The organism is Streptomyces sp. DSM 40868, from assembly GCF_011820545.1.
GTDB lineage: Bacteria > Actinomycetota > Actinomycetes > Streptomycetales > Streptomycetaceae > Streptomyces > Streptomyces eurythermus.
Genome location: NZ_CP050504.1, coordinates 7,786,542 through 7,807,910, shown reverse-complemented (window position 1 = coordinate 7,807,910; position 21,369 = coordinate 7,786,542). Strand labels below are relative to the sequence as shown.

Annotated in this window: 22 protein-coding genes and 1 pseudogene; 15 read left to right on the top strand and 8 right to left on the bottom strand. The window is 75.3% G+C overall.

The window, feature by feature from the left end:
- Nucleotides 1–175: 175 nt before the first annotated feature.
- The 3 genes and pseudogenes from HB370_RS35220 to HB370_RS35210 all read left to right on the top strand — a co-directional run bounded on the left by HB370_RS35220 (nt 176) and on the right by HB370_RS35210 (nt 3,509).
- Nucleotides 176–1,033, top strand: coding sequence for a MoxR family ATPase (locus HB370_RS35220; protein WP_030780268.1), 858 nt, complete (start codon nt 176–178; stop codon nt 1,031–1,033).
- Nucleotides 1,030–2,407: pseudogene (locus HB370_RS35215) on the top strand (VWA domain-containing protein). The gene HB370_RS35220 and the pseudogene HB370_RS35215 overlap by 4 nt, the downstream one beginning before the upstream one ends.
- A 124-nt stretch (nt 2,408–2,531) precedes the next feature.
- Nucleotides 2,532–3,509 carry a D-cysteine desulfhydrase family protein gene (locus HB370_RS35210; RefSeq protein WP_030780274.1) on the top strand — a complete coding sequence of 326 codons (978 nt, stop codon included), beginning with the start codon at nt 2,532–2,534 and terminating at the stop codon, nt 3,507–3,509.
- A 34-nt stretch (nt 3,510–3,543) separates the two neighbouring features.
- On the opposite strand, the gene HB370_RS35205 is transcribed toward HB370_RS35210, so the two are convergent.
- Together HB370_RS35205 and HB370_RS35200 are read right to left on the bottom strand one after the other, a co-directional pair.
- Nucleotides 3,544–3,900, bottom strand: coding sequence for a cupin domain-containing protein (locus tag HB370_RS35205; RefSeq protein ID WP_030780276.1), 357 nt, complete (start codon nt 3,898–3,900; stop codon nt 3,544–3,546).
- 161 nt (nt 3,901–4,061) lie between these two features.
- Nucleotides 4,062–5,126, bottom strand: coding sequence for a LysR family transcriptional regulator (locus HB370_RS35200; RefSeq protein WP_037701240.1), 1,065 nt, complete (start codon nt 5,124–5,126; stop codon nt 4,062–4,064).
- Between the two features lie 142 nt (nt 5,127–5,268).
- Here HB370_RS35200 and HB370_RS35195 point away from each other — a divergent pair, with 142 nt between their 5' ends.
- From HB370_RS35195 to HB370_RS35180, 4 genes are all read left to right on the top strand, one after another.
- Nucleotides 5,269–5,964, top strand: a complete 696-nt coding sequence (locus tag HB370_RS35195) for a type 1 glutamine amidotransferase domain-containing protein (protein WP_030780280.1) — start codon at nt 5,269–5,271, stop codon at nt 5,962–5,964.
- Nucleotides 5,965–6,140: 176 nt separating this feature from the next.
- Nucleotides 6,141–6,653, top strand: a complete 513-nt coding sequence (locus HB370_RS35190; protein WP_030780282.1) for a hypothetical protein — start codon at nt 6,141–6,143, stop codon at nt 6,651–6,653.
- 69 nt (nt 6,654–6,722) lie between these two features.
- Nucleotides 6,723–7,397, top strand: a complete 675-nt coding sequence (locus tag HB370_RS35185) for a SigE family RNA polymerase sigma factor (protein WP_030780284.1) — start codon at nt 6,723–6,725, stop codon at nt 7,395–7,397.
- Nucleotides 7,394–7,756: a hypothetical protein gene (locus HB370_RS35180; RefSeq protein WP_030780287.1), complete on the top strand. Its 363-nt coding sequence runs from the start codon at nt 7,394–7,396 to the stop codon at nt 7,754–7,756. The genes HB370_RS35185 and HB370_RS35180 overlap by 4 nt, the downstream gene beginning before the upstream one ends.
- 123 nt (nt 7,757–7,879) lie before the next feature.
- On the opposite strand, the gene HB370_RS35175 is transcribed toward HB370_RS35180, so the two are convergent.
- Nucleotides 7,880–8,311 carry a MarR family transcriptional regulator gene (locus HB370_RS35175; protein ID WP_030780290.1) on the bottom strand — a complete coding sequence of 144 codons (432 nt, stop codon included), beginning with the start codon at nt 8,309–8,311 and terminating at the stop codon, nt 7,880–7,882.
- A gap of 162 nt (nt 8,312–8,473) precedes the next feature.
- On the opposite strand from HB370_RS35175, the gene HB370_RS35170 reads away from it, so the two are divergent.
- The 3 genes from HB370_RS35170 (at nt 8,474) to HB370_RS35160 (ending at nt 12,728) form a co-directional block, all read left to right on the top strand.
- Nucleotides 8,474–9,952 carry a DHA2 family efflux MFS transporter permease subunit gene (locus tag HB370_RS35170; RefSeq protein ID WP_051815545.1) on the top strand — a complete coding sequence of 493 codons (1,479 nt, stop codon included), beginning with the start codon at nt 8,474–8,476 and terminating at the stop codon, nt 9,950–9,952.
- 474 nt (nt 9,953–10,426) lie between these two features.
- The gene (locus tag HB370_RS35165; RefSeq protein WP_030780296.1) at nt 10,427–11,641 is read left to right on the top strand and encodes a cytochrome P450; all 1,215 of its coding nucleotides are present in this window, start codon (nt 10,427–10,429) and stop codon (nt 11,639–11,641) included.
- 133 nt (nt 11,642–11,774) lie between these two features.
- The gene (locus HB370_RS35160) at nt 11,775–12,728 is read left to right on the top strand and encodes an RNA polymerase sigma-70 factor (protein ID WP_051815547.1); all 954 of its coding nucleotides are present in this window, start codon (nt 11,775–11,777) and stop codon (nt 12,726–12,728) included.
- A gap of 98 nt (nt 12,729–12,826) precedes the next feature.
- Here the strand turns inward: HB370_RS35160 and HB370_RS35155 are convergent, their stop codons facing one another.
- A complete protein-coding gene (locus HB370_RS35155) occupies nt 12,827–13,546 on the bottom strand; it encodes a chaplin (RefSeq protein WP_030780302.1) in 720 nt (239 codons plus the stop codon).
- Nucleotides 13,547–13,822: 276 nt separating this feature from the next.
- On the opposite strand from HB370_RS35155, the gene HB370_RS35150 reads away from it, so the two are divergent.
- Nucleotides 13,823–14,383 (top strand): DUF2243 domain-containing protein, encoded by a 561-nt coding sequence (locus HB370_RS35150; protein WP_030780306.1) that lies wholly within the window; start codon nt 13,823–13,825, stop codon nt 14,381–14,383.
- The gene (locus tag HB370_RS35145) at nt 14,383–15,240 is read left to right on the top strand and encodes a cytochrome c oxidase assembly protein (RefSeq protein ID WP_030780319.1); all 858 of its coding nucleotides are present in this window, start codon (nt 14,383–14,385) and stop codon (nt 15,238–15,240) included. The genes HB370_RS35150 and HB370_RS35145 overlap by 1 nt, the downstream gene beginning before the upstream one ends.
- A 345-nt stretch (nt 15,241–15,585) precedes the next feature.
- Here the strand turns inward: HB370_RS35145 and HB370_RS35140 are convergent, their stop codons facing one another.
- Entirely contained in the window at nt 15,586–16,515 is a 930-nt protein-coding gene (locus HB370_RS35140) for a M56 family metallopeptidase (protein WP_030780323.1), read from the bottom strand.
- Nucleotides 16,516–16,521: 6 nt separating this feature from the next.
- On the bottom strand, nt 16,522–16,920 hold the full coding sequence (locus tag HB370_RS35135) for a BlaI/MecI/CopY family transcriptional regulator (RefSeq protein ID WP_030780326.1): 399 nt from the start codon (nt 16,918–16,920) through the stop codon (nt 16,522–16,524).
- Between the two features lie 188 nt (nt 16,921–17,108).
- Here HB370_RS35135 and HB370_RS35130 point away from each other — a divergent pair, with 188 nt between their 5' ends.
- A complete protein-coding gene (locus HB370_RS35130; RefSeq protein ID WP_030780329.1) occupies nt 17,109–17,750 on the top strand; it encodes a peptide deformylase in 642 nt (213 codons plus the stop codon).
- Between the two features lie 9 nt (nt 17,751–17,759).
- Here HB370_RS35130 and HB370_RS35125 read toward each other — a convergent pair whose 3' ends face one another.
- On the bottom strand, nt 17,760–19,190 hold the full coding sequence (locus HB370_RS35125; protein ID WP_030780333.1) for an NAD(P)/FAD-dependent oxidoreductase: 1,431 nt from the start codon (nt 19,188–19,190) through the stop codon (nt 17,760–17,762).
- 140 nt (nt 19,191–19,330) lie between these two features.
- Here HB370_RS35125 and trxA point away from each other — a divergent pair, with 140 nt between their 5' ends.
- Nucleotides 19,331–19,708: a thioredoxin gene (gene trxA, locus HB370_RS35120; protein WP_030780336.1), complete on the top strand. Its 378-nt coding sequence runs from the start codon at nt 19,331–19,333 to the stop codon at nt 19,706–19,708.
- A 94-nt stretch (nt 19,709–19,802) separates the two neighbouring features.
- Here the strand turns inward: trxA and HB370_RS35115 are convergent, their stop codons facing one another.
- Nucleotides 19,803–20,816, bottom strand: coding sequence for a helix-turn-helix transcriptional regulator (locus HB370_RS35115; protein ID WP_157855556.1), 1,014 nt, complete (start codon nt 20,814–20,816; stop codon nt 19,803–19,805).
- Between the two features lie 322 nt (nt 20,817–21,138).
- Here HB370_RS35115 and HB370_RS35110 point away from each other — a divergent pair, with 322 nt between their 5' ends.
- Nucleotides 21,139–21,324 (top strand): hypothetical protein, encoded by a 186-nt coding sequence (locus tag HB370_RS35110; RefSeq protein WP_030780342.1) that lies wholly within the window; start codon nt 21,139–21,141, stop codon nt 21,322–21,324.
- Nucleotides 21,325–21,369: the final 45 nt, after the last annotated feature.

Sequence of the window (21,369 nt, the reverse complement as noted above, 5' to 3'; positions counted from 1 at the left end):
GCGGGGCGGTGTGCGGGCCCGGGCTGAAGGGGGCTCGCCGGGGGTGTTCGTCGGGCGCGGCTGATCGGCGCAGACCGTGGCGCGGGAGCTGAACAAGCGCTTAGATAGGAGCCGGTACGTTTCCCTGGGGCCCTCTCCCAGGACCGCGCTGCTCCCGACCCGCCGGAGGCCCCCGTTGTTCACGTCCGTCGACGACGTCTCCGTCCGCCTCGCCGAGGCCGGCTACCTCGCCTCGCCCGCCGTCGCCACCACCGTGTTCCTCGCCGCCCGGCTGGGCAAGCCGCTGCTGGTGGAGGGGCCCGCCGGGGTCGGCAAGACCGAGCTGGCCAAGGCCGTCGCCCAGGTGGCCGGCGCCCGGCTGGTACGGCTGCAGTGCTACGAGGGCGTGGACGAGTCCCGGGCGCTGTACGAGTGGAACCACGCCAAGCAGCTGCTGCGCATCAGCGCGGGCCGCGACGAGAGCTGGGACGAGACCCGTACCGACATCTTCAGCGAGGAGTTCCTGCTCCCCCGCCCGCTGCTGACCGCCATCCGCGGTGACGAGCCGACGGTGCTGCTCATCGACGAGACCGACAAGGCCGACGTCGAGATGGAGGGACTGCTGCTGGAGGTGCTCAGCGACTTCCAGATCACGGTCCCCGAACTGGGCACGGTCACCGCCACCCGCCGCCCGTTCGTCGTCCTCACCTCCAACGCCGGCCGGGAACTGTCCGAGGCGCTGCGCCGCCGCTGCCTGTTCCTGCACATCGGGTTCCCGGAGGAGGAACTGGAGCGGCGGATCGTACGGCTGAAGGTGCCGGGCCTCGGTGCCGCGCTGACCGAGTCGGTGGTGCGGGTGGCCGGGGCGCTGCGCGCGATGGACCTGCGCAAGGCGCCGTCCGTCGCCGAGACCGTCGACTGGGCGCGCACCCTGCTGGCCCTGGGCGCCGGCACCCTGGACGAGAGCGTCGTACGGGACACCCTCGGGGTGATCCTCAAGCACCAGGACGACATCCAGAAGGCGGCGGCCAAGCTGGACCTGGACGCGCTGTGACCGCGGTGGCCGACCGGATCACCGGCCTGGTCGGGGCGCTGCGCGCGCACGGGGTGCGGATCGGCACCGGGGAGACCGTGGACGCGGCGCGGGCGGTGGCGGCGCTGGGCCTGGCGGACCGGGAGCTGCTGCGCGAGGGGCTGGCCGCGACGCTGCTGCACGGTCCGGGCCAACGGGCCCTGTTCGACTCGGTCTTCGACCTGTACTTCCCGCGCGGTGTCGGCGGTCCGCGGAGCGCTTCCGGGGACCGGGACGATCTGCGCGACCGGCTCGCCGAGGCGCTGGCCGCCGACGACCGGGCGCTGCTGGCCCGGTTGGCGGCCGAGGCGGTCGACGGGCTGGGCGGGTACGGGAGTTCACCCGGCTCGGACGGCTGGTCGGCGTACCAGACGCTGGAACGGCTGCGTCCGCAGACCCTGTTGGCCCGGGTACGGGCCGACGTCCGGGGCCGGGGCGGAGGCGGTGCGGGCGGGAGCGGCGCGGGCGGGGCGGACTTCGCGGACCGGCTGCTGGACGACGAGATCCGGCGCCGCATCGAGGAGTTCCGGCGGATGGTCGGGGCGGAGGCGCGACGCCGGGTGGCGGAGCGGCGCGGGCGCGACGAGATCGCCCGGCGGGGCGTCCGCCCGACCGCCGACCGGGTCGACTTCCTGTACGCCGGCCGGGACCAGCTCGCCGAACTGCGCAGGGCCTGTCCAGCCGCTCGCGCGCAAGCTGGCCACCCGGCTGGCCGCGCGCCGCCGCCGGGCCGCGCGCGGCACGATCGACCTGCGCCGCACCCTGCGCTCGTCGCTGTCCACGGGCGGGGTGCCGATGCGGCCGGTGCTGCGCCGGCGCCGCCCGGTCCGCCCCGAACTGGTGCTGCTGTGCGATGTGTCCGGCTCGGTGTCCGGGTTCTCCGACTTCACCATGCTCCTCGTCCAGGCGCTGCACGAGGAGTTCACCAAGGTGCGTGTGTTCGCCTTCGTCAACCGGCTGGACGAGGTCACCGCTCTGCTCGACCACGGCCGCGCCGACCCGGACGGGCTGGGCACCCGCATCCGGGCCGAGGCCACACTCACGGGCTATCACGGCAGCAGCGACTACGGCATGGCGCTGGGCGAGTTCGCCGAACGGTACGGCGGCGCGGTCGGCCCGCGTACGACGGTGTTCATCCTCGGTGACGCCCGGACGAACATGAGCGACCCGAACCTCTCCGCCGTACGGGACATCGCCCGGCGGGCCCGGCGCGTCCACTGGCTGAACCCCGAGCCGCGCGACCGCTGGGGCACCGGCGACTCGGCGGCGCCCGCGTACGCCGGCCTGGTGGAAATGCACGAGTGCCGCACGGCCCGGCAACTCGGCGCGCTGATCGCCCGGTTGCTGCCGGTGTAGGCGCGCCCGGGGCGCGCCCGCCGACGTGGGTGACGGCGGGCCGCCCACCGTGATCGACTGGGCGCGGCGGCACCCCCGCCCGCCGAGCACCGAGCACCGAGCACCGAGCACCGAGGACATCGCGATGAGCCAGCACCCGCCCGTGCCGCTGGGCACCTTCCCCACCCCCGTCGAACCGGCGCCCCGGCTGGCCGTCGCGCTCGGGCTGGAGCCGGACGACCTGTGGGTGAAGCGGGACGACCTGACCGGACCGGGCGGCGGCGGGAACAAGGTCCGCAAACTGGAGTGGACGGTCGGCGCGGCCCTCGCCGAGGGCGCGGACACCCTCGTCACGACCGGCGCCCCGCAGAGCAACCACGCCCGGCTCACCGCCGCCGCCGGCGCCCGGCTGGGGCTGGACGTCGTCCTCGTCCTGCGCGGCTCCCCGGGCGGCTCCCGCTCCGGCAACCTCGCCCTGGACGGGCTGTTCGGGGCGCGGCTCGCCTGGGCCGGCGAGGTGGACCGGGCCGCGCTGGACGCCAGGGCCGAGGAGGTCTGCGCGCGGCTGCGGGCGGCCGGCGCCCGTCCGGCGCTGATCCCGTTCGGCGGTTCCAGCACCCTGTCGGCCAGGGGCTACGCGGACTGCGGGGCGGAACTGCGCGAGCAGGTGCCCCGGCTGCGCACGGTGGTGGTCGCGCTCGGCTCGGGCGGCACCATGGCGGGGCTGGTCGCGGCCCTGGGCGGCGACTCGGTGCTCGGTGTCGACGTGGGCGCGCTGGCCGACCCGGCTGCCGCGGTGGCGGAGTTCGCCGCGCCGCTCACGCGCGAGGAGGTCGTACCGGAGGGGCTGCGGGTGCGCCGGGACCAGGTGGGCGCCGGGTACGCCGCCCTGACCGGCCCGGTGACGGAGGCGCTCCGGCTCGCCGCCCGCACCGAGGGCCTGGTCCTGGACCCGACCTACACGGGCCGGGCCCTGGCCGGCCTCCGCGCGGCCGTCCGGGACGGTGACATCCGCCCGGGCGAGAAGACGGTCTTCCTGCACACCGGCGGCCTGCCGGGCCTCTTCGGCCATCCGGCGGCGGTGGCCTTCGCGGAGGAGGGTGCGGCGGTCTTCGAGGCGTGACTTTCCCGGGCGGGCCGGCGTACGGCCGCTCCTTCTACTCCTTCGCGTACTCGTTCGCCATGGTGCCCGCGAAGTCGTGGACCACGACCTGCTCGTCACCGACCACCCAGGCGTCGTGGCCGGGCGGGCACACGAAGACGTCTCCCGGGCCGACCTCGCCCTCTCCGCCGTCGTCCATGCGGATGTGCAGCCGCCCTCGCACCACGTATCCGTTGTGGTGCACCATGCAGCTGCCGGTTCCCGCGATCGGTGCCACGGACTCCGACCAGCGCCAGCCCGGCTCGAACGTGCCCACCGCGAAGTCGAGCCCGGTCAGGTGCAGCGCTTCGAGGTGGCCGCGGGGGAAGTCACGCCGTTCGTCCGGCTTGTCGACCGTCTTCACTTCCAGCATGACGGTGTCCTCCCTTCCGGCCGCTCACCGCGGCCGGGGCCGGCCCCCGTCCCCCGGCGGCCTCGGGCGGCACCGGCGCTGCGGCGGTGGCCGTACCCCACCCCACCATCGTCGGCCCGGGGCGCCCGCCCCGCCAACCACGGGTACCGCCCGGCGGCGGGCTACCAGTCGCGCGCCGCCCGCAGCAGGAACGTACGGACGCGGGTCACGTCCGGGTTGTCGCAGGCGCCGGGGCGCTGGACGAGGAAGCCGGTGTTGATCGGGGGGTCCTCCGGTTCCAGCAGCGCCACGAGCACACCGGACTCCAGCAGGTCCTGGCACAGATACCGGGGCAGCACGCCGAACCCGGCGCCCGCGGTGACGGCGGCGAGCACCCCGCGCAGGTCGGGCACGGTCACGGCGGCGGTACGGGTGAGGCGCCGGCCGAAGACGTGCCGCCAGTAGCGGCGGGCGATCGGCAGGTCCTCGGCGTAGGTGACGAGCGGGACATCGTGCAGGAGGGCGGGGTCGAAGGAGCGGCCCGGGTCTCCGGCCGGCGTCTCCGGGGCGGCGGACCTCTCGGCCTCCGGCCCGTCGGGTCCTCCCCTGTCGTCCGGGTCCCCCTCGCCGGGATCCCTCGCCTCGGTGCCCCCATCGCCGATGTCCCGGGGGTGCCGCGCGTCCCTCAGCCGGTCGGCCCACACCGGGGCGGTGACCAGGACGAACTCCTCGTCGGTGAGCGGCACGGCGTGCAGGGTCCGGCCTCGTGGACGGGTGGTGGCGATCACCAGGTCGTGGCGGCCGGCGCGCAGTTCGTCCAGCAGGGGATCGGTCAGCCCCGTCGACACCCGCAGCCGTACGCCGTCGGCGACCAGCGGCGCCAGGGCCGGCAGCACGGTGGTGCACAGCAGTTCCGCCGGGCCGGCCAGATGGACGGGTTCGGCCCTGCTCCCGGCCGCCGGGGCGGGGCCCGCGACGGCGGCCAGCTCGTCCAGCGGCGCGGCGACGCGGGCGGCCAGTTCGTCGGCCACCGGGGTCGGTGTGACCCCGCGCGGCAGCCGCTCGAACAGCTCCCGGCCGGTCTGCCGCTCCAGCGCCCGCATCTGCGTCGTCACCGTCGGCTGCGACAGCCCGAGCAGCCGGGCGGCGCCGGTGAAGGAGCCGGACCGGTACACCGCGAGGAAGGTGCGCAGCAGGTTGAGGTCGAGGGAAGCGGTCTCCACGGCTCCGAGTATGGCCGCAGCCATGGCCGCAGCCTCTCCCGGCATCCATAGGAAATCCAATGCCGGCCATACGATCCTTCATTGGATGCCTATGGGCGTGCTGTCCTACGTTCGCAGTCGCAGACCCCAGTTCCCTGGGATCCCGGCTTTTCTGGAGAGAACCACCATGTCGAAGATCCTTTTCGTGCTGACCGGCGCCGACCACTGGACGCTCGCCGACGGCACCACGCATCCGACCGGCTTCTGGGCCGAGGAGGCCGTGGTCCCCTACCGCGCCCTCAAGGCCGCCGGCCACGAGATCGTCGTCGCCACGCCGGGCGGTGTCGTGCCGCCGGTCGACCGGGCCAGCCTGGCCGCCGAGGTCAACGGCGGACAGGAGAAGGCCGGTGAACTCGCCCGCGCCCTGGAGGAGATGACCGAGCTGAGGACGCCGGCGAAGCTCGCGGAGGTGGACCTCGACGACTTCGCGGCCGTCTTCTACCCGGGCGGTCACGGCCCCATGGAGGACCTGGCGGTGGACGCCGAGTCGGGCCGGCTGCTGATCGAGACCCTGGACTCGGGCAAGCCGCTGGCCGTTGTGTGCCACGGTCCGGCCGCGCTGCTCGCCGCGATCCGGCCGGACGGCACCAACGCCTTCGCCGGCTACCGCGCGGCGGCCTTCACCAACGAGGAGGAGGTGCAGGGCGGGCTGGCCGGGCAGGCCAAGTGGCTGCTCCAGGACCGGCTGACCGAGGCGGGCGTCGACGTGCGCGCGAGCGAGCCGTGGGCGCCGCACGTGGTGGTGGACCGCAATCTGGTCACCGGCCAGAACCCGGCGTCCTCGGCCCCGGTCGCGGAGGAACTGCTGAAGCTGCTGGGCTGAGACGCCCGGGTGAAGCTGCTGGGCTGAGACGCCCGGGCCGGCCGGCGGTGGGGGCGCGGGAGCGCGGCGGAGAATTTCGTCGGCCGCGACCCGCAACCTCGCCGGGGGTCGGACGTCTGTCGGGGTGGAGGCCTCCACTTCGTCCAGATGTCCGACCCGAGCGACCGAAGGAACACATGTCCGCACACCGTGCCCCACGCCAGCACCGTACGCACCGGCTGCGCGCCGCCCTGGGGGTCTCCGCCGTAGGCGCCGCCCTGACCGTCGCCGGCGCCATGACCGCGCAGGCGGCCCAGGACAGCGCGCCCGCCAAGGCCGACCACTCGTCCGCGGCCCCGGCCCCGGAGGACGCCCAGGTGTCCACCCCGGTCCCGGCCCCGGCCGGCCACCAGGCGTCCACCCCGGCTCCGGTCCCGCCGACCCACACCGCGACGCCGTCCCCGGTGCCGTCGCCGGTCCGCACGGGGACTCCCGCCCCGGTGCCGCCGCCGACGGGTACGGCGACCCCCGCGCCGGCCCCGACCACGGCCGTTCCCTCCCCCGTCCCCGCCCCGGCCAGCCCCGTCCCCGCCCCCGTGCCGGCCACGGAGGCCCCGGCCCCGGCCCCGGAATCGGCCCGCCCGGCGCCCGTCCCGCACCACCACCGCCACGCCGCACCGGCACCGGTTCCGGTTCCGGTTCAGCACTGAGGCAGGTCCGGTGCGGGGGAGCCGTCGCGCGGCGGCTCCCCCGCACCGGGACCCGGCACCGGGAGACCCATGACGACAGCGACACCACCGGCCACGGCCCTGCCCCGGGAACGCGCCGGCACCCCGAAGCCCTCCGCGTCCTGGCCGCGGCGGCTCACCCACGTGCTCCGCACCCGCGTCCTCGCCCGGACCCCCGCGGGTACGGCACCGGCCGCGCCCCGCACCGGCGCCCCGGCCGGCGCCGTCGCGGCCGGAACCCCGCCGGGCATCGAGGAGTTGTACCACCACCGCAGGCTGTCCCTGGTGCGCCTCGCGGTGCTGCTGGTGGACGACCTGCCCACCGCCGAGGACGTCGTACAGGACGCGTTCACCGCGCTGTTCCGGCGGCACGGCCACCGGCTCGCCGCGCTGGACGACCCGGAGGCGTATCTGCGGACCAGCGTCGTCAACGGGGCCCGCTCGGTGCTGCGCCGCCGCAGGACCGTACGGGCGCACGTTCCCCCGCCGGAGGAGCACGCGCCCGCCCCGGAGGAGGACGTGCTGCTGCACGAGGACCACCGGGAGGTGCTCGCGGCGCTGCGCACGCTGACCCGGCGGCAGCGGGAGGTGCTGGTGCTGCGGTACTGGTCGCATCTGACCGAGGCCGAGATCGCGGCGACGCTCGGCCTGTCGCGCGGTGCCGTCAAGTCCACGGCCAGCAGGGCGCTGGACGCTCTGGGCCGGCGTCTGGAGGGACTGCGATGAACGAGTACGGTACGCGGAGCGGGGCGGCGCCCGTCGAGGAGCGCCTGCGGGCCGCCCTGGCCGCGCGGGCGCACGCCGTCGGTCCGGCCGACCTGCGGCCCCTGTCACCGCCCGCCGCGCCGGTGCGGTCGCGGCGCACGCGGGTGCGCCGGGTGGTGGTGGCCGGGATGACCCTGGCCGCCGTCGCCGCGCTGGTGTTCCTCACACTGGCGCTCGTCACGACGCGCGACGGACACCCGGCCCCGACCCCTCCGGCCCGCTCACCGCACCCGCGGACCGCGACCCCGTCCCCGGCACCGAGCCCGGCGACCCCGAGCCCGGCCCCCTCGACGCCCACACCGAGGGCGGCGCGTCCCTGAGCAGCGAGCGCCCGACACCCGCCAGACGCGCCGGTGTCACCGCGCCCGGCGGGGATGCCGTACCTCCAGCACCCGTGTCCGGAAGGTGAGTCGAGACCGTCCGGCGTCACCGGGAGCACACCCTCAGCCCGTGTTCTCCCGGATGCGGGCCAGCAGCGCCCGCAGTTGCTCGCGGTCGGCCGCGTCCAGCGTCGCCGTGGCCTCGGCGAGGGCGAGGCGGTCGGTCTCCTCCGCCTCGCGGTGGCAGCGCAGCCCGTCCTCGGTGAGCCGCAGCAGGAACGCGCGCCGGTCCGTGGGGTGCCGTACCCGCTCCACCAGGCCGTCGCGTTCCAGGCTGTCCACGATCGTGGTGGTGGTACGGGCGGCGATCCCGGCCATCTCGCCCAGGTCCCGCATCCGCAGCGGTTCCGGCGCCCTGGCCAGCATGCGCAGGGCGCGCAGCCGGGCCACCGAGGCCCCCTTCTCCCGCAGCCGGGTCTCCACGAACTGCCGTAGCCGGTTGGTCGTCTCGTACAGCTCGTCGATGAGGATGTCGCTGCTGCCGTGCACTGCCATGGTGCCCAGTCTCTCCTGTCCCGCCCGGGGCCATCGAGCCCGGCCCTGCCCGCCGGCCGCCCGTCAAGCGCCGCTCTGCCGTCGGCGGCCCGTCAGCCTGTCGCGCACCGCGCACTCCGGAAGCCATGTACTGAGCAACAACATAGTGCGTATGCTCAGCATATGCGTCGTCGTCCCTCCGTGCCGTTCGCCCTGCCGTCGCTCAGTCAGCGTCTGGTCGTCCCCGTCGTCTGCGTCAGCGTGACCTTCATCGCGATCGTCGACGGAGCGATCACCACCGTGGCCCTGCCCTCGATCGCCCGTCAGTTCCATCTGACGACCGCCGCGCTGGACGGCGTGGTCGTCGCCTACCCGGTCTGCCTGGCCATGGCCATCCCGGCCTCCGCCTGGCTGGTCGAGCGGTTCGGCGGCAAACGCGTGCTGCTGGCCGCCCTGGCCGGCTTCCTCGGCTCCTCGCTGCTGTGCGGGGCGGCGGCCGGGCTCGGTCAGCTCGTCGCCTACCGCGCGGTGCAGGGACTGTCGGCCGGCGTCCTCTTCCCGGCCTCCGCCGCGCTGCTGTTCGGCACCTTCACCCCCGCCGAACAGGTGCGCGTCTCCCGCTACATGATCATTCCGCAGCAGATCGCCCCGGCCGCGGCCCCCGTCCTGGGCGGGCTGCTGGTGGACCACCTGTCCTGGCGGTGGGTGTTCTACGTCAACCTGCCGGTGGGGCTCCCGGCCGTGCTGTTCGGCGCGCTGTTCCTGGCCGGCGACCGCGGCGGCCGGCCCGGCCGGTTCGACCTGCCCGGACTGCTGCTGAGCGCGGGGGCCCTGGGCACCGTGATGTTCGGCGTCTGCGAGGGACCCAACCGCGGCTGGTCCTCCCCCGCCGTCGTCGTCTGCTTGGTCCTGGGCGCCGTGCTGCTGGCCGCCGCCGTCACCGTCGAGCTGCGCACGGCCCATCCCCTGCTGCGGCTGCGCCTGTTCACCGACCGGCTCTTCCGCGACACCAACCTGATCAACCTGGTCGGCCTGATACCCATCATGGGCGCCCTGTACCTGGGGCCCCTCTTCCTCCAGCAGGCCCAGGGCCGTACGGCGCTGGAGTCGGGCCTGACCACCTTCCCCGAGGCGTTCGGCGTCCTGCTGACCGTGCAGATCACCGGCGCGCTGTACGCCCGGGTCGGACCGCGCCTGATCGTCGGCCTGGGACTGGCCGGGGTCAGCGCGACCCTGGTGCTGCTCGCCGGCTGCGACGCCGGCACCGGCCTGTGGACGGTCCGGGCCTACATGTTCCTGTTCGGAGCCGCGATCGGCTGCTTCTTCATCCCCACGACGGTCGCCTCGCTGGCCACCATCGACCGGGCCGACCTGGCCCAGGCCACCATGCTGAACACCGTGGTACGCCAGACCGGTGGCGCGCTCGCGCCGGCGGCGGTGACCACGGCCCTCGTGCTCGGCACCCCGTCGGGCGCCGCCACGGCCCCGCCCGTCGCCGCGTACCAGCACGCCTTCCTCGTCCTTGCCGCGATCGCCGCGGCCACGGCGGTCTTCACCTTCACGATGCCCGACGGCCCCGCCCGCGCCGCCGCCCGCGGCGGCGCCACCGCGCCGGGCCGGCCCGCCCTCCTCAGGCGCCGACGGGACCGGGTCGACGCCTGAGCCCGCCGGGCCGACGCCCGCGGACCGACGCCGAATCCGCATGGCCGATGCCCGCGGGCCCGGCGCCGGCCCCGCGCGGCCGGCGCCCGCGACCCGCCCGCACCGCCCGCGTCTGTCGTGCGAAGCCCGTCGACCTCCCGCATATTGGGGAAGTGACTCTGCCAGGGACGAGGCGGCGCCCCGGAGCCGTACGGGCCATGGGAGCCGCACGAGCCACCGAGGCCCGGTCGGCCGTGCCGCACCTGCCGGCCCTGCTCCGGCCGGCCGTGCACCAGTCGGCCGGCCGGCCGTGCACCGGTCGGCGGCGCCTCCTCGGCGCGGCCGTCGGGGTCGCGGTCACGGACGACGTCGTCCCATGGGGCGCGGCCCGGACGGTACCGGCGCCCTCACCGGCGGACGCGCCCGGCCGCGTGCGAGGAGCGCGCCCGGCCGGACACCCACGAGCGCGCCCGGCGGCGCACAAAGGAGGCTGTGATGTCGTTCCAGGAACCGACCGTGCTCGAATGCCCCTTCGACTTCGCTGAGGCGCTGGAGTTCGACCCGGAGCTGGACGCGCTGGCGCGGCGCGGCCCGGTCAGCCGGATCCGGCTGCCCTACGGCGAGGCCGAGGCATGGCTCGTGACCAGCTTCGCCGGCGTGCGCCAGGTGACGTGCGACCCCCGGTTCAGCCGGGCGGCGATCGTCGGGCGCGACTACCCGAGGATGACACCCGAGCCCATCGTGTCACCGGAGTCCATCAACGTGACGGACCCGCCGCACGCCACCCGGCTGCGGCATGTGGCGGCCCAGGCGTTCACCCGGGACCGGGTGGCGGCCATGCGGCCGGCGGTGGACCGGGTGGTGGCCGGCCTGCTCACGGAGATGGCCGAGACGGGCCCGCCCGCCGACCTGGTGACCCATCTGTCGGTGCCGCTGCCCCATCTGACGATCTGCGAGCTGCTCGCCGTACCCGAGGCCGACCGTGACGAGCTGCGGGACCGCACCATGCGGCTGCTGGCCACCTCCGCCGACGCCCGGCAGACCGCGGCCGAGGCCAAGGCATCCCTGCGGGCGTACTTCGCCGGGCTGGTCCCCGAGCGGCGGCGGGCGCCGGGCGAGGACCTGCTCAGCACGCTGGCCACGGCCCCGGTGCCGGAGGGCGAGGAGCCGCTGAGCGACGACGAGCTGGCGGTGCTGGCCGTGACGCTGATCCTCAGCGGCAACGACACCGCGACCTGCCAGATCAGCGACATCGCCTACGTACTGCTGACCCATCCCGAGCAGCAGGCCGCGCTCGCCCGCGACCCCGGCCGGTTCCCCGGCGCGCTGGAGGAACTGCTGCGGTTCATCCCGTTCCGCAAGGGCGTGGGCATCCCCCGGATCGCCCTGGAGGACGCGGAGGTCGAGGGCACCCTCATCAGCGCCGGCGACTACGTCCACGTGTCGTACCTGGCGGCCAACCGGGACCCGGCGGTCTTCCCCGACCCGCACCGGCTGGACCTGGAGCGGCCGGTGCGCCCGCACATGACGTTCGGCTGGGGCGGACACCACTGCCTGGCGGCACCGCTCGCCCGGGCGGAGCTGGACAGCGCGGTCTCCGGCCTGCTGACCCGCTTCCCCACGCTGCGTCTCGCCGTCGCCCCCGACCAGATCGAGTGGGACACCGGCACGATCCGCCGCTTCCCGGTGCGGCTGCCGGTCACCTGGTGAGGCCCCTCACTTCCCTGTGAAGCCGGCCGCCTCCCCCCTGTGAGGCACGTCACCGGCCGTGGTTGTCACACGGCGGCGCCCGACGGCATCTCGTGGGTGTGACGAGGCCGAGGGGCGAACAGGGGGAGCGGACATGAGCGAGCGCGACTCGGGCGCGGGTGCGGGTACGGGCACGGGCACGGGTACGGGTACGGCGGAACCCCGTGGGTCACGCGTGGACGTGGCCACCGGGGCGTTCGTCGCCCACCGCAACCTGCTGTTCACCGTCGCCTACGAGATGCTCGGCTCGGCCGCCGACGCCGAGGACGTCCTCCAGGAGACCTGGCTGCGCTGGGCGGACGTCGATCCGGGGACCGTGCGCAACCCGCGGGCGTACCTGGTCCGGATCACCACCCGCCAGGCGCTGGCCCGGCTGCGGACGCTCGCCCGGCGCAAGGAGTCCTACGTCGGTCCCTGGCTGCCCGAACCGCTGCTGACCGCGCCCGACGTGGCGGAGGACGTCGAACTGGCCGACAGCGTCTCGATGGCGATGCTGCTGGTGCTGGAGACGCTCACCCCCACCGAACGGGCGGTCTTCGTGCTCCGCGAGGTGTTCGGGGTGGAGTACGACGAGATAGCCGAGGCCGTCGGCAAGAGCCTGGCCGCGGTCCGGCAGATCACCCACCGGGCCCGCGCCCATGTCGCCGCCCGCCGGCCGCGCGGAACGGTCTCCGCCGCCGAGACGCACGCCGTGCTGGAGGCGTTCCGGCAGGCCGTAGACACGGGCGACCTGCGCGGGCTGCTCGGCATCCTGGCGCCTGACGTCGTCTTCCTGGGCGACGGCGGGGGGATCGCCCAGGCCGCGCCGGAGCCGGTCGTGGGCGCCGGGCGGGTCGCCCCGCTGGCCGCCGGGTTGCGCAGGTTCGGCGCGGCCGCGCTGCGGCCGGCCCTGGTCAACGGCTGCCCGGCGCTGGTCCTCCGGCTCGACGGCAGGGTGGACACCGTCCTCGCCCTGCGCATCGCCGACGGCCGCGTCACCGGCCTGTACGCCGTGCGCAACCCCGAGAAGCTGTCCCGTATGGACCAGGAGATCGCCCTGCGCCGCTGAGTCCGCCCCCCGACCGTGGACGCGCGGGCGTACCTGGTCACGCGGGCGTACGCGGTCGTGCGGCCGCCCCCTCCCGGCACCGGAGGGGGCGGCCGGGGTCAGCGCTCGGTCCTCGGCCGGAAGCGCCGGTACAGCACGGTTCCGCCCGCCAGCGACGCCAGGCCCGCGACGGCCGCCGTCCAGGTGCCGTCCGTTCCGGTGCGGGCCAGGGTGCCGGGCGGGCGCTGCCGTACGACGCTGGACGACGGGTGCGGCGCCGGGCGGGTCGGGGTCGTGTGGTGCGGCGGCTGGTGCGGCTGGTGGCGCGCCGGCGGGGTGTGCCGCGTGGGCGGCTGGGGCGCGGGCGGTGTGGACCGGCCGGGGGTGTCGGGGCGGGTGCCGGAGGTGTTCACGGACTGGTTACCGAAGACGGGATTGAGCACCCCCACCACGTCCACGGTGTTGCCGCTGACGTTCACCGGCAGATCGACCGGGAGCTGGAGGCCGTTGCCGGAGATCACCCCGGGCGAGCCCTGCTCCTTGCCCACGGCCGTGGCCCCGCCCGATGTCGTGGCGCCTTCCTTGCCCCCGGTGCGGTCACCCTGGTTGGCGCAGCGGTTGCCCATGGCGGGGTTGAGCAGCCCCACCACGTCCACCGTGTTCCCGCACGCGTTCACCGGAACGTGTACCGGCAACTGGATTCCGTTGCCGGAGATCAGCCCGGGCGAGCCGCCCGCGTACCCGCCCGCGGCGGAGTCGGCGTGCGCCGGCCCGGCCACTGCCATCGCGCCCGAGGCGGCGGCGACGGCGATGACACTGTTTCGGGTAACCCGTTTCATCGGTTCCCTGTCCTTCCAGATACGGTCGCGGGCACTTGCCCGCACCCGGTGAAACGCGGGTGAAAGCGCGCAAGTTATGGCTTATCAATCATTCGCCGGGTACCGGATGTGAACGCGCGCGCCCGGCGGGCGTCCCCGGCCCGTCGGAAGTCGGCCGTCCCGCCGGGCCGTGCAGATGGCCGAGCCCGGGGCAGCGGTGGCGTCCGGCAACTGATAGCTGTCGTGAGGGCACCTCAGCCGGAACCGATCCACCCGAATCGACCGAGACGAGGAGCGATGGCAACGACCGTACGCGACACCAGGAGCGACACCCCGCCCGCCAGTCTGCGCCTGCCCGGCATCCTGCTGGGTGTGGGGCTCGGCGGATTCGTCGACGGGATCCTGCTGCACCAGCTCCTTCAGTGGCACCACATGCTGACCAGCACCGACCACGACCGCATCGGGGTGAAGTACTACGACCCGAAGAGCGTTTCGGGGCTGGAGATGAACACCGTGTGGGACGGCGTCTTCCACACCGTGTGCTGGCTGGCCGTCCTGTCCGGGCTCGCCGTGCTGTACGCCCGGGTGACCACCGGCCGGCGGCGGGTGTGGGCCTCGCGGGTGCTGTGGGGCTGGATCCTGGCCGGCTGGGGCCTGTTCAACCTGGTGGAGGGTCTGCTGGACCACCAGATCCTGGGCATCCACCATGTGCGCGGCGGGTCGTACCAGGTGTGGTGGGACGTGGCCTTCCTGGTCCTCGGGGCGCTGCTGGTGGCCGGCGGTCTGCTGCTCCAGCGGGGCGGCCGGTCCTTCGACCCGGCGGCGCCGGGCGCGGTCCGAGCGGGACGCCCGGCCTGATGGACCACCATCACACCTCCTACCCGGCGGGCGGGGGCGCGCTGGGCGTCGTCCTGCCGGTCCTGGCCCTGCTGGTGTGCGCGGGCGGCTATCCGCTGCTGGTCCTCCGGGCGCGCCGGCGCAACCCGGTGCGGGCCTGGAGCCCTTGGCGCACCGCCGCGTTCTGCGTCGGGGTGGTACTGCTGGCGGTGGCGCTGCTGCCGCCGGTCGCGCCCTTCGCGCACCGGGACTTCCGCGGTCATATGGTCCAGCACCTGCTCATCGGGATGTACGCGCCGCTCGCCCTGGTGCTCGGCGCCCCGGTCACCCTGGTGCTGCGCGCCGTTTCCGCGCCCTGCGCGCGCCGGCTGACGACGGTGCTGCACAGCGCCCCGGCGCGCCTGCTGAGCCGTCCGCCGGTGGCCGTACTGCTGTCGGCCGGCAGCCTCCCGGTGCTGTACTTCACCCCGCTGTACGACACCGTCATGGCCCACCCGGCCGGGCACTGGCTGGCGCACGCGCACTTCCTGCTGTCGGGGTGCCTGTTCGCGCACGCCGTCGCCGGTCCCGACCCCGCTCCGGCCCGGCCCGGCGTGCCCGCCCGGCTGGTCTGGCTGGGCTGTGCGATCGCCGTGCACGCGGTCGCCGCGCAACTGATGTACGGCGGCTTCGGGGTGGCCGTCCACGCTCCCGTGTCCGAGGTCCGGGGCGGCGCGGAGATCATGTACTACGGCGGTGACGTCGCCGAACTGCTGCTGGCGGCGGCGCTGGTCGCCACCTGGCGCCCCGGCCGCCGCCCGCTCGCGCGGCCGCGCCCCAACCGCCGCCCGTTTCCGCGATCCGTCTCCCTCAGGTCCCGGACGCGACCGTCCGGGTGACCACCCGGCGGACCTGACCCCGGGAACGACCCGCCGGGAGACCGCCCGCCGGACCCGGCCCCGGGCGCGCCCCGCCGGGAGACCGCCCGGCGAGTTCCTGGCCCCGGGCGCGCCCCGCCGGGTTCCCCCCAGCGGCACCGCGCCCCGAACACGACCCGCCGGGTCCCTCCGGGGGCCCTTAGCCCGGACGCGACCCGCCCGGTGCCCCCCTCCGGCGGCACCTTGCCCCCAACGCGACCCGCCGGGAGACCGCCCGGCCGCTCCTGCCCGGCCGCCGGGTGCGCCGGAGGCCCTGCCCTCGATCAGCTCCGCGCCCATGTCGTGCGGGACATGGGTGCCTCCGGTTCACAAAGGGGTGGCCGCGCGCAGGATCAGGACCAGGGTGACGGCCGAGTTCGCCGACGACATCGCGGAGGCCAGCGCCCCGGCGGCGGCGCCCCAGGCGGCCAGGCCGACCGCGGTGAACGCCGACGGCCAGGTGCGGGCCGCCGGTGCGGGCGCCAGCAGCGCGGCCACCCGGCGCGGCACGGGCCCGGGCGCGGCGAGCGCGGCCAGGGTGGGCGCCGGGGTGCGCGGGGACAGCAGGGCCGCCTTGCCGATGGCGCGGGCGACCGTGCGCCGGTCGCCCACCGCGCGGGCCGCCTCCTCGTCCGCCCACCGCTCGGCCGTGTAGACGACGGCGGTGCGCAGCGGGCGCAGGAACGGGTTGGCGCGGGCGGCCAGGTGCGCGGCGAGCAGGTGACGGTGGTGACGGGCGGTCAGATGGGCGCGTTCGTGCGCGAACAGGGCGCGCCGCTCGGCCGGGGCGAGTCCGTCCAGCAGGGCCGTGCTGGCCACGATCCGGCCCCGGCCGCCGGGCAGCGCGTACGCGTACGGCGTGCTGTCGGGCAGGACGGCCACCGTGGGGCCCGGCACTCCGGCCAGGGCCCGGCGGGCGCGGCGGGTGACCCGGCGGTGCCGCCACAGGGTGCGGGCGCAGGCGGCGGCGACCACGGCGAGCGCCGGTATCGCGGCTCGGCCGGCCACCTCGTCGTGCGGGACGGCGGCCCGCACTTCGGGGTCGGACCAGCCGTCGGGCAGCGGGTTGCCGGGCAGTTGCGCGGTGCCGACCACCATGAGCAGGGCCAGGCACAGCGTGCTGCACACGGCCATGACCACGGCGACCACGGTCAGCAGCCGGGTGGCGGTGCGCGGGTGCAGCCGGTTCTCGGCGAGCCGGGCGACCGGCCACGCGGACAGCGGCAGCACCAGCGGCAGGAAGACGAAGACCCCCATCGGCGCTCAGTCCTCCGGGCGGCCGGCGTCCGGGGCCGGGATGTCGAGCAGGGCCCGCAGCACCTGTTCGTCGCCGGGCGGCAGGGCGGTGACGAAGCTGGCCAGGACCGCCTCGCGGTCCCGCTCGCCGTCCAGCAGGCGGCGCATGCGCAGGGCGGCGAGCCGGGCGACGTCGGCCGTCGGCGTCCACAGGAAGGACCGGCCGTGCCGTTCGCGGGAGACGACGTCCTTGGCGAGCAGCCGGGTCAGGATGGTGACGACGGTGGTGTAGGCGAGGTCGCCGCCGAGGCGCCGCTGCACCCAGGCGGCGCTGACCGGCCCGTCCGCCTCGCGCAGCGCGCCGAGCACTTGGCCTTCCAGTTCGCCCTGGCCGCGCCGCCGGGCCCGGCCGTCCTGCCCTGTCATCTCCGGTCCCCTCCCCCGTCTCCCACTGCTCTCTCACCGACCCGTCCCACGCTACTTCACGCCACTGACAGTGCCCCGGCCGCTGGGCCCGCGCACCGACAGTGCCCCGGCCGAGCGGCCCGCGCCGGGTGCGCGCCGACGCCCGGGGGTGCCGCCGGGTGCGGGGCCGGGCGTGGCATGCTGACGCGATGGCACCCCGTGATGACACACCGCTCGCCGAGCGGGTCGAGGAACTCCTCGCCGCCGGTGGTCCCTTGCCCATCGTCGCGGCCGGCCGGCCGGTGCTGCGGCGCGGCACCGAGCCGTACGACGGTCAGCTCGGCCCCGCGCTGCTGGCCCGCTTCGTCGAGGCGCTGCGCGCCACCATGCGCGCGGCGCCCGGTGTGGGCCTGGCCGCCCCGCAGGTCGGCGTCCCGCTCCGGATCGCGGTCATCGAGGACCCGGCGCCGGTGCCGCCGGAGGTGGCGGCGGCCCGGGGCCGGGTGCCGCAGCCGTTCCGGGTGCTGGTCAACCCGGTGTACGAGCCGGTGGGCACCGCCCGGGCCGCTTTCTTCGAGGGCTGTCTGAGCGTGCCGGGCTGGCAGGCGGTGGTGGCCCGGCACGCCGAGGTGCGGCTGCGCGGCGAGGACGAGCACGGCCGCCCGCTGGACGAGGTGTTCACCGGCTGGCCGGCCCGGATCGTCCAGCACGAGACGGACCACCTCGACGGCACGCTGTACCTGGACCGCGCGGAGCCGCGCTCGCTGTCGACGAACGAGGCGGTGGCGTCCCTGTGGTCCCAGCCGACCCCGCACCCGGCGGCCGAGGCCCTGGGCTTCCGGCTGCCGTAGCCGCCGCAGTCAGTTGTCCCGGTACGCCTCCAGCAGCCGCAGCCAGACCTCGCTCAGGGTGGGGTAGGACGGGACCGCGTGCCACAGGCGGCCGACCGGGACGCGGCCGGCGATCGCGATGGTGGCCGAGTGGATCAGTTCGCCGACGCCGGGGCCGACGAAGGTGACTCCGCGCAGGATCTCGTCCTCCAGGTCGACGACCATGCGGGCGCGGCCCCGGTAGCCGTCGCCGTACAGGCCGGCGCCCGCCACGGAGGAGAACTCGACGTCCACGGCGCGCACCCGGTGCCCGGCCTGCTCGGCCTCGGCGAGGGAGAGGCCGACGGCGGCGGCCTCGGGGTCGGTGAAGACGACCTGGGGTACGGCGTGGTGGTCGGCCGTCGCGGCGTGGGCGCCCCAGGGTTCCTCCAGGAGGGTGTCGCCGGCGGCGCGGGCGGCGATCGCGGCGCCGGCGATGCGGGCCTGGTACTTGCCCTGGTGGGTGAGGAGGGCGCGGTGGTTGACGTCGCCGACCGCGTACAGCCAGTCGGTGCCGTTGACGCGGAGGCTGTCGTCGGTGGCCGGCCAGGAGCCGGGTTCCAGGCCGACGGTCTCCAGGCCGAGGTCGTCGGTGCGCGGGGCGCGTCCGGTGGCGAAGAGGATCTCGTCGGCCTCGATCCGGTCGCCGGCGGAGGTGACCGCCACGACGGTGCCGTTCTCGCGGCGGACGGACTCCACGGAGGTGCCGGTGCGGATGTCGGCGCCCGCCTCGGTGAGGGCCTCGGCGACCAGTTCCCCGGCGAACGGCTCCATCCGGTTCAGCAGGCCCTTGCCGCGGACCAGCAGGGTGACCCGGGAGCCGAGGGCCTGCCAGGCGGTGGCCATCTCGGCGGCGACGACCCCGCCGCCGACGACGATGAGCCGCCCGGGGGCCGCCTTGGCGCTGGTGGCCTCGCGGCTGGTCCAGGGCCTGACGTCGGCGAGGCCGGGCAGATCGGGCAGTTGGGCGCGGGTTCCGGTGGCGACGGCGACGGCGTGCCGGGCGGTGAGCGTGGTCAGGGTGCCGTCGGGGCCGGTGACGGTGACCGTGCGCGGACCGGCGAGCCGGCCGTGGCCGCGGTAGAGGTCGGCGCCGGTGCCCGCGAGCCAGTCGGCCTGCCCGTCGTCCTGCCACTGGGAGGTGTACTCGTCGCGGCGGGCCAGCACGGCCGGGGTGTCGAGCGGGCCCCGCGCGGCCTGGGCGAGGCCGGGCAGGCGGCGGGCGTCGGCCTGGGCGATGACCGGCCTGAGCAGGGCCTTGCTGGGCATGCAGGCCCAGTAGGAGCACTCGCCGCCGAGCAGTTCGCTCTCCACGACGGCGGTGGTCAGCCCGGCTGCCCGGGTCCGGTCGGCGATGTTCTCGCCCACCGGTCCCGCCCCGATCACCACGACGTCGTACGTGTTCGATTCCGTTTCCGTCATGGGGTCAGTCTGGTGGGTGGTGTGCGCCGTGGCCACATGGGTACGCGCGCGGAACAGCGGCGTGCACGGATGGAATAGGCGGCCCGGCGGCCGTGTTTGCGCCGTCGGCACACCCCACACCAGGAAGAGGGAATCACGCCATGACCAGCACCGTGGAACTGACCAAGGAGAACTTCGACGAGACGGTCTCCGGGAACGAGTTCGTTCTGATCGACTTCTGGGCGTCCTGGTGCGGGCCGTGCCGGTCGTTCGCGCCCGTGTACGAGAAGGCGGCCGAGGACAACCCGGACCTGGTGTTCGGCAAGGTGGACACCGAGGCGCAGCCGGAGCTGGCCGCGGCGTTCGAGATCCAGTCGATCCCGACGCTGATGATCGTCCGTGACCAGGTCGCGGTCTACGCCCAGCCGGGCGCCCTGCCCGCGCCGGCCCTCAAGGACCTGATCAAGCAGGCCCGCGCGCTGGACATGGACGAGGTCCGCAAGAGCATCGCCGCCCGGCAGGGCCAGACCCCGCAGTAGACGCCCTGGTGCAGGCGCGGGCCGGCCGGACTCGCGCCCGCACCACGCAGGCCCCGCGGCCGCCGCCCCAGCGGTACCGCACCCGTCTTCGGTGTCAGGCCGCCGCTCTGATGAGGAACTCCTGGTCCGCTGCCTTGCCACAGGGTTCCACCGTCGCGTCGGCTCCGGTTTCGGTGGAGTCGGCGCGGAGGCCCACGCAGCGCTGAGTGCCCTCGATGCGCAGGCGGTAGCGGGCGTCGGTCGTGGCGGCGGGCTCGATGCGGAAGTGCTGGTAGGTGCGAGTGGCGTCGCAGCTCTTCCACGGCCATGGTTCCAGCAGGTCCTTGCCGGGCCCCTCGCGTCGCACGGTCAGACAGCCCCGCCCGTGCTGCGGGTGCTGCCACTCGATGAAGTACGACGTGCTCGCCGCGGTGGGTTCGACGGGTCTGAGGTACGTGTGCGGTGGTCTGGCCTCCTCGCAGGGGAGCTGTGCCGCGACGGCGTTCAGGTATTCGCCCCGGGTGTCCCGGCCCTCGGTGAGACACAGCCGGGGGGTGCGGGCCGGACGGATCTCCGCGAAGCCCCGCAGCTCCCGGGCCGCCGCGTCCACGTCGGGCGGGACGGCCGGTGAGGAGGAGGGAGCAGCGCCGAGGGCCGTCGAGAGCGTCCACAGGGCGACGGCGACCAGGCCCGTCGTGATCTCCCCGGCCAGGACCCACGACCGGGCCCGCCGGATCAGCCCTCCGGGCCGCAGGGCTGTCACCCATGAGCGGCTCCGCCGGGCCCCGGCATCGTTGCCGGGGTCCGGGTCGGGGGCGGGCTCGGACGGCCGTGCACTCGCCCCTTCCTCGGCCCGCCGCCTGGCCTCCAGCCAGGCCTCGACGTCCGTTTCGTGCGCACCGCAGGCCCGGACGAACGCCGCCACGGTCCCGGGGGCGGGCAGACGTATGCCCCGGAGCATGTCACTGACCGTGCTGCGGGCCAGGGGCTCTCCCCGCGCACGGGCCCGTTCCTCCAACTCGCGCAGGGTGAGACCGGACCGCTGCTTGAGTTCGCGCAGCAGATCAACGAGGTCCGCGGCATCACTCACGCCCTGCAGGTCGAGCTTTCCCACGCCGTCCGTGCTCACGTCCACATGTTCTTGGGTCCGGCCCGGCCCGACAAACGCGGATCCGGACAACCAGGGGAAGGAACGGGACATCTCCCCGCATGCGCGACGCTTCTCTCTTGCGCCCGAGCCTCCCGCCGGCCGCTCCCGCCGGTCCGGACAACGCCGGACACGATGCGGACATGCCCCTGACCTCCCCGGACAGCGGTGGTGCGTCCGGGACGGGCGGAGACGGTTGTGCCGGACGGGTGCGGCTGCGCAGTCTCGTTGCCGTCCACGGGGGTCAGGCTCCCCGGGCACTTCCCGGGGACGCCGTCCCCCACCTCCGAAGGAGGAACAGATCATGCGTGTCGTCATCAAGACGGTGTCGGACCGTCTGCTGGAGAAGGTGGCTCCCAGGGCGACGGCCTCGGCTGTGGCGTGCTGGCAGTACGAGTGCATCTCCTACAGCGGGTGTGCGCAGAACAAGGCGTACTGGGCGTACGACCCGTGCAACGACCGGGACTACATGAAGTGGTGTGGTTGCTGACGTCCTGACCTCGCGGGCACGGGTCCGGCCGCCCTGCAGGCCGGC

Bases quoted from the DNA above. Each gene is read 5' to 3' on its own strand.
- HB370_RS35200 (WP_037701240.1), bottom strand. From the start codon at position 5,126: ATGGCTGCGGCCATACTCGGAGCCGTGGAGACCGCTTCCCTCGACCTC.
- HB370_RS35210 (WP_030780274.1), top strand. From the start codon at position 2,532: ATGAGCCAGCACCCGCCCGTGCCGCTGGGCACCTTCCCCACCCCCGTC.
- HB370_RS35135 (WP_030780326.1), bottom strand. From the start codon at position 16,920: ATGACAGGGCAGGACGGCCGGGCCCGGCGGCGCGGCCAGGGCGAACTG.
- HB370_RS35190 (WP_030780282.1), top strand. From the start codon at position 6,141: ATGTCCGCACACCGTGCCCCACGCCAGCACCGTACGCACCGGCTGCGC.
- HB370_RS35130 (WP_030780329.1), top strand. From the start codon at position 17,109: ATGGCACCCCGTGATGACACACCGCTCGCCGAGCGGGTCGAGGAACTC.
- HB370_RS35205 (WP_030780276.1), bottom strand. From the start codon at position 3,900: ATGCTGGAAGTGAAGACGGTCGACAAGCCGGACGAACGGCGTGACTTC.
- HB370_RS35125 (WP_030780333.1), bottom strand. From the start codon at position 19,190: ATGACGGAAACGGAATCGAACACGTACGACGTCGTGGTGATCGGGGCG.
- HB370_RS35140 (WP_030780323.1), bottom strand. From the start codon at position 16,515: ATGGGGGTCTTCGTCTTCCTGCCGCTGGTGCTGCCGCTGTCCGCGTGG.
- HB370_RS35110 (WP_030780342.1), top strand. From the start codon at position 21,139: ATGCGTGTCGTCATCAAGACGGTGTCGGACCGTCTGCTGGAGAAGGTG.
- trxA (WP_030780336.1), top strand. From the start codon at position 19,331: ATGACCAGCACCGTGGAACTGACCAAGGAGAACTTCGACGAGACGGTC.
- HB370_RS35175 (WP_030780290.1), bottom strand. From the start codon at position 8,311: ATGGCAGTGCACGGCAGCAGCGACATCCTCATCGACGAGCTGTACGAG.
- HB370_RS35165 (WP_030780296.1), top strand. From the start codon at position 10,427: ATGTCGTTCCAGGAACCGACCGTGCTCGAATGCCCCTTCGACTTCGCT.
- HB370_RS35185 (WP_030780284.1), top strand. From the start codon at position 6,723: ATGACGACAGCGACACCACCGGCCACGGCCCTGCCCCGGGAACGCGCC.
- HB370_RS35170 (WP_051815545.1), top strand. From the start codon at position 8,474: ATGCGTCGTCGTCCCTCCGTGCCGTTCGCCCTGCCGTCGCTCAGTCAG.
- HB370_RS35180 (WP_030780287.1), top strand. From the start codon at position 7,394: ATGAACGAGTACGGTACGCGGAGCGGGGCGGCGCCCGTCGAGGAGCGC.
- HB370_RS35195 (WP_030780280.1), top strand. From the start codon at position 5,269: ATGTCGAAGATCCTTTTCGTGCTGACCGGCGCCGACCACTGGACGCTC.
- HB370_RS35155 (WP_030780302.1), bottom strand. From the start codon at position 13,546: ATGAAACGGGTTACCCGAAACAGTGTCATCGCCGTCGCCGCCGCCTCG.
- HB370_RS35160 (WP_051815547.1), top strand. From the start codon at position 11,775: ATGAGCGAGCGCGACTCGGGCGCGGGTGCGGGTACGGGCACGGGCACG.
- HB370_RS35145 (WP_030780319.1), top strand. From the start codon at position 14,383: ATGGACCACCATCACACCTCCTACCCGGCGGGCGGGGGCGCGCTGGGC.
- HB370_RS35150 (WP_030780306.1), top strand. From the start codon at position 13,823: ATGGCAACGACCGTACGCGACACCAGGAGCGACACCCCGCCCGCCAGT.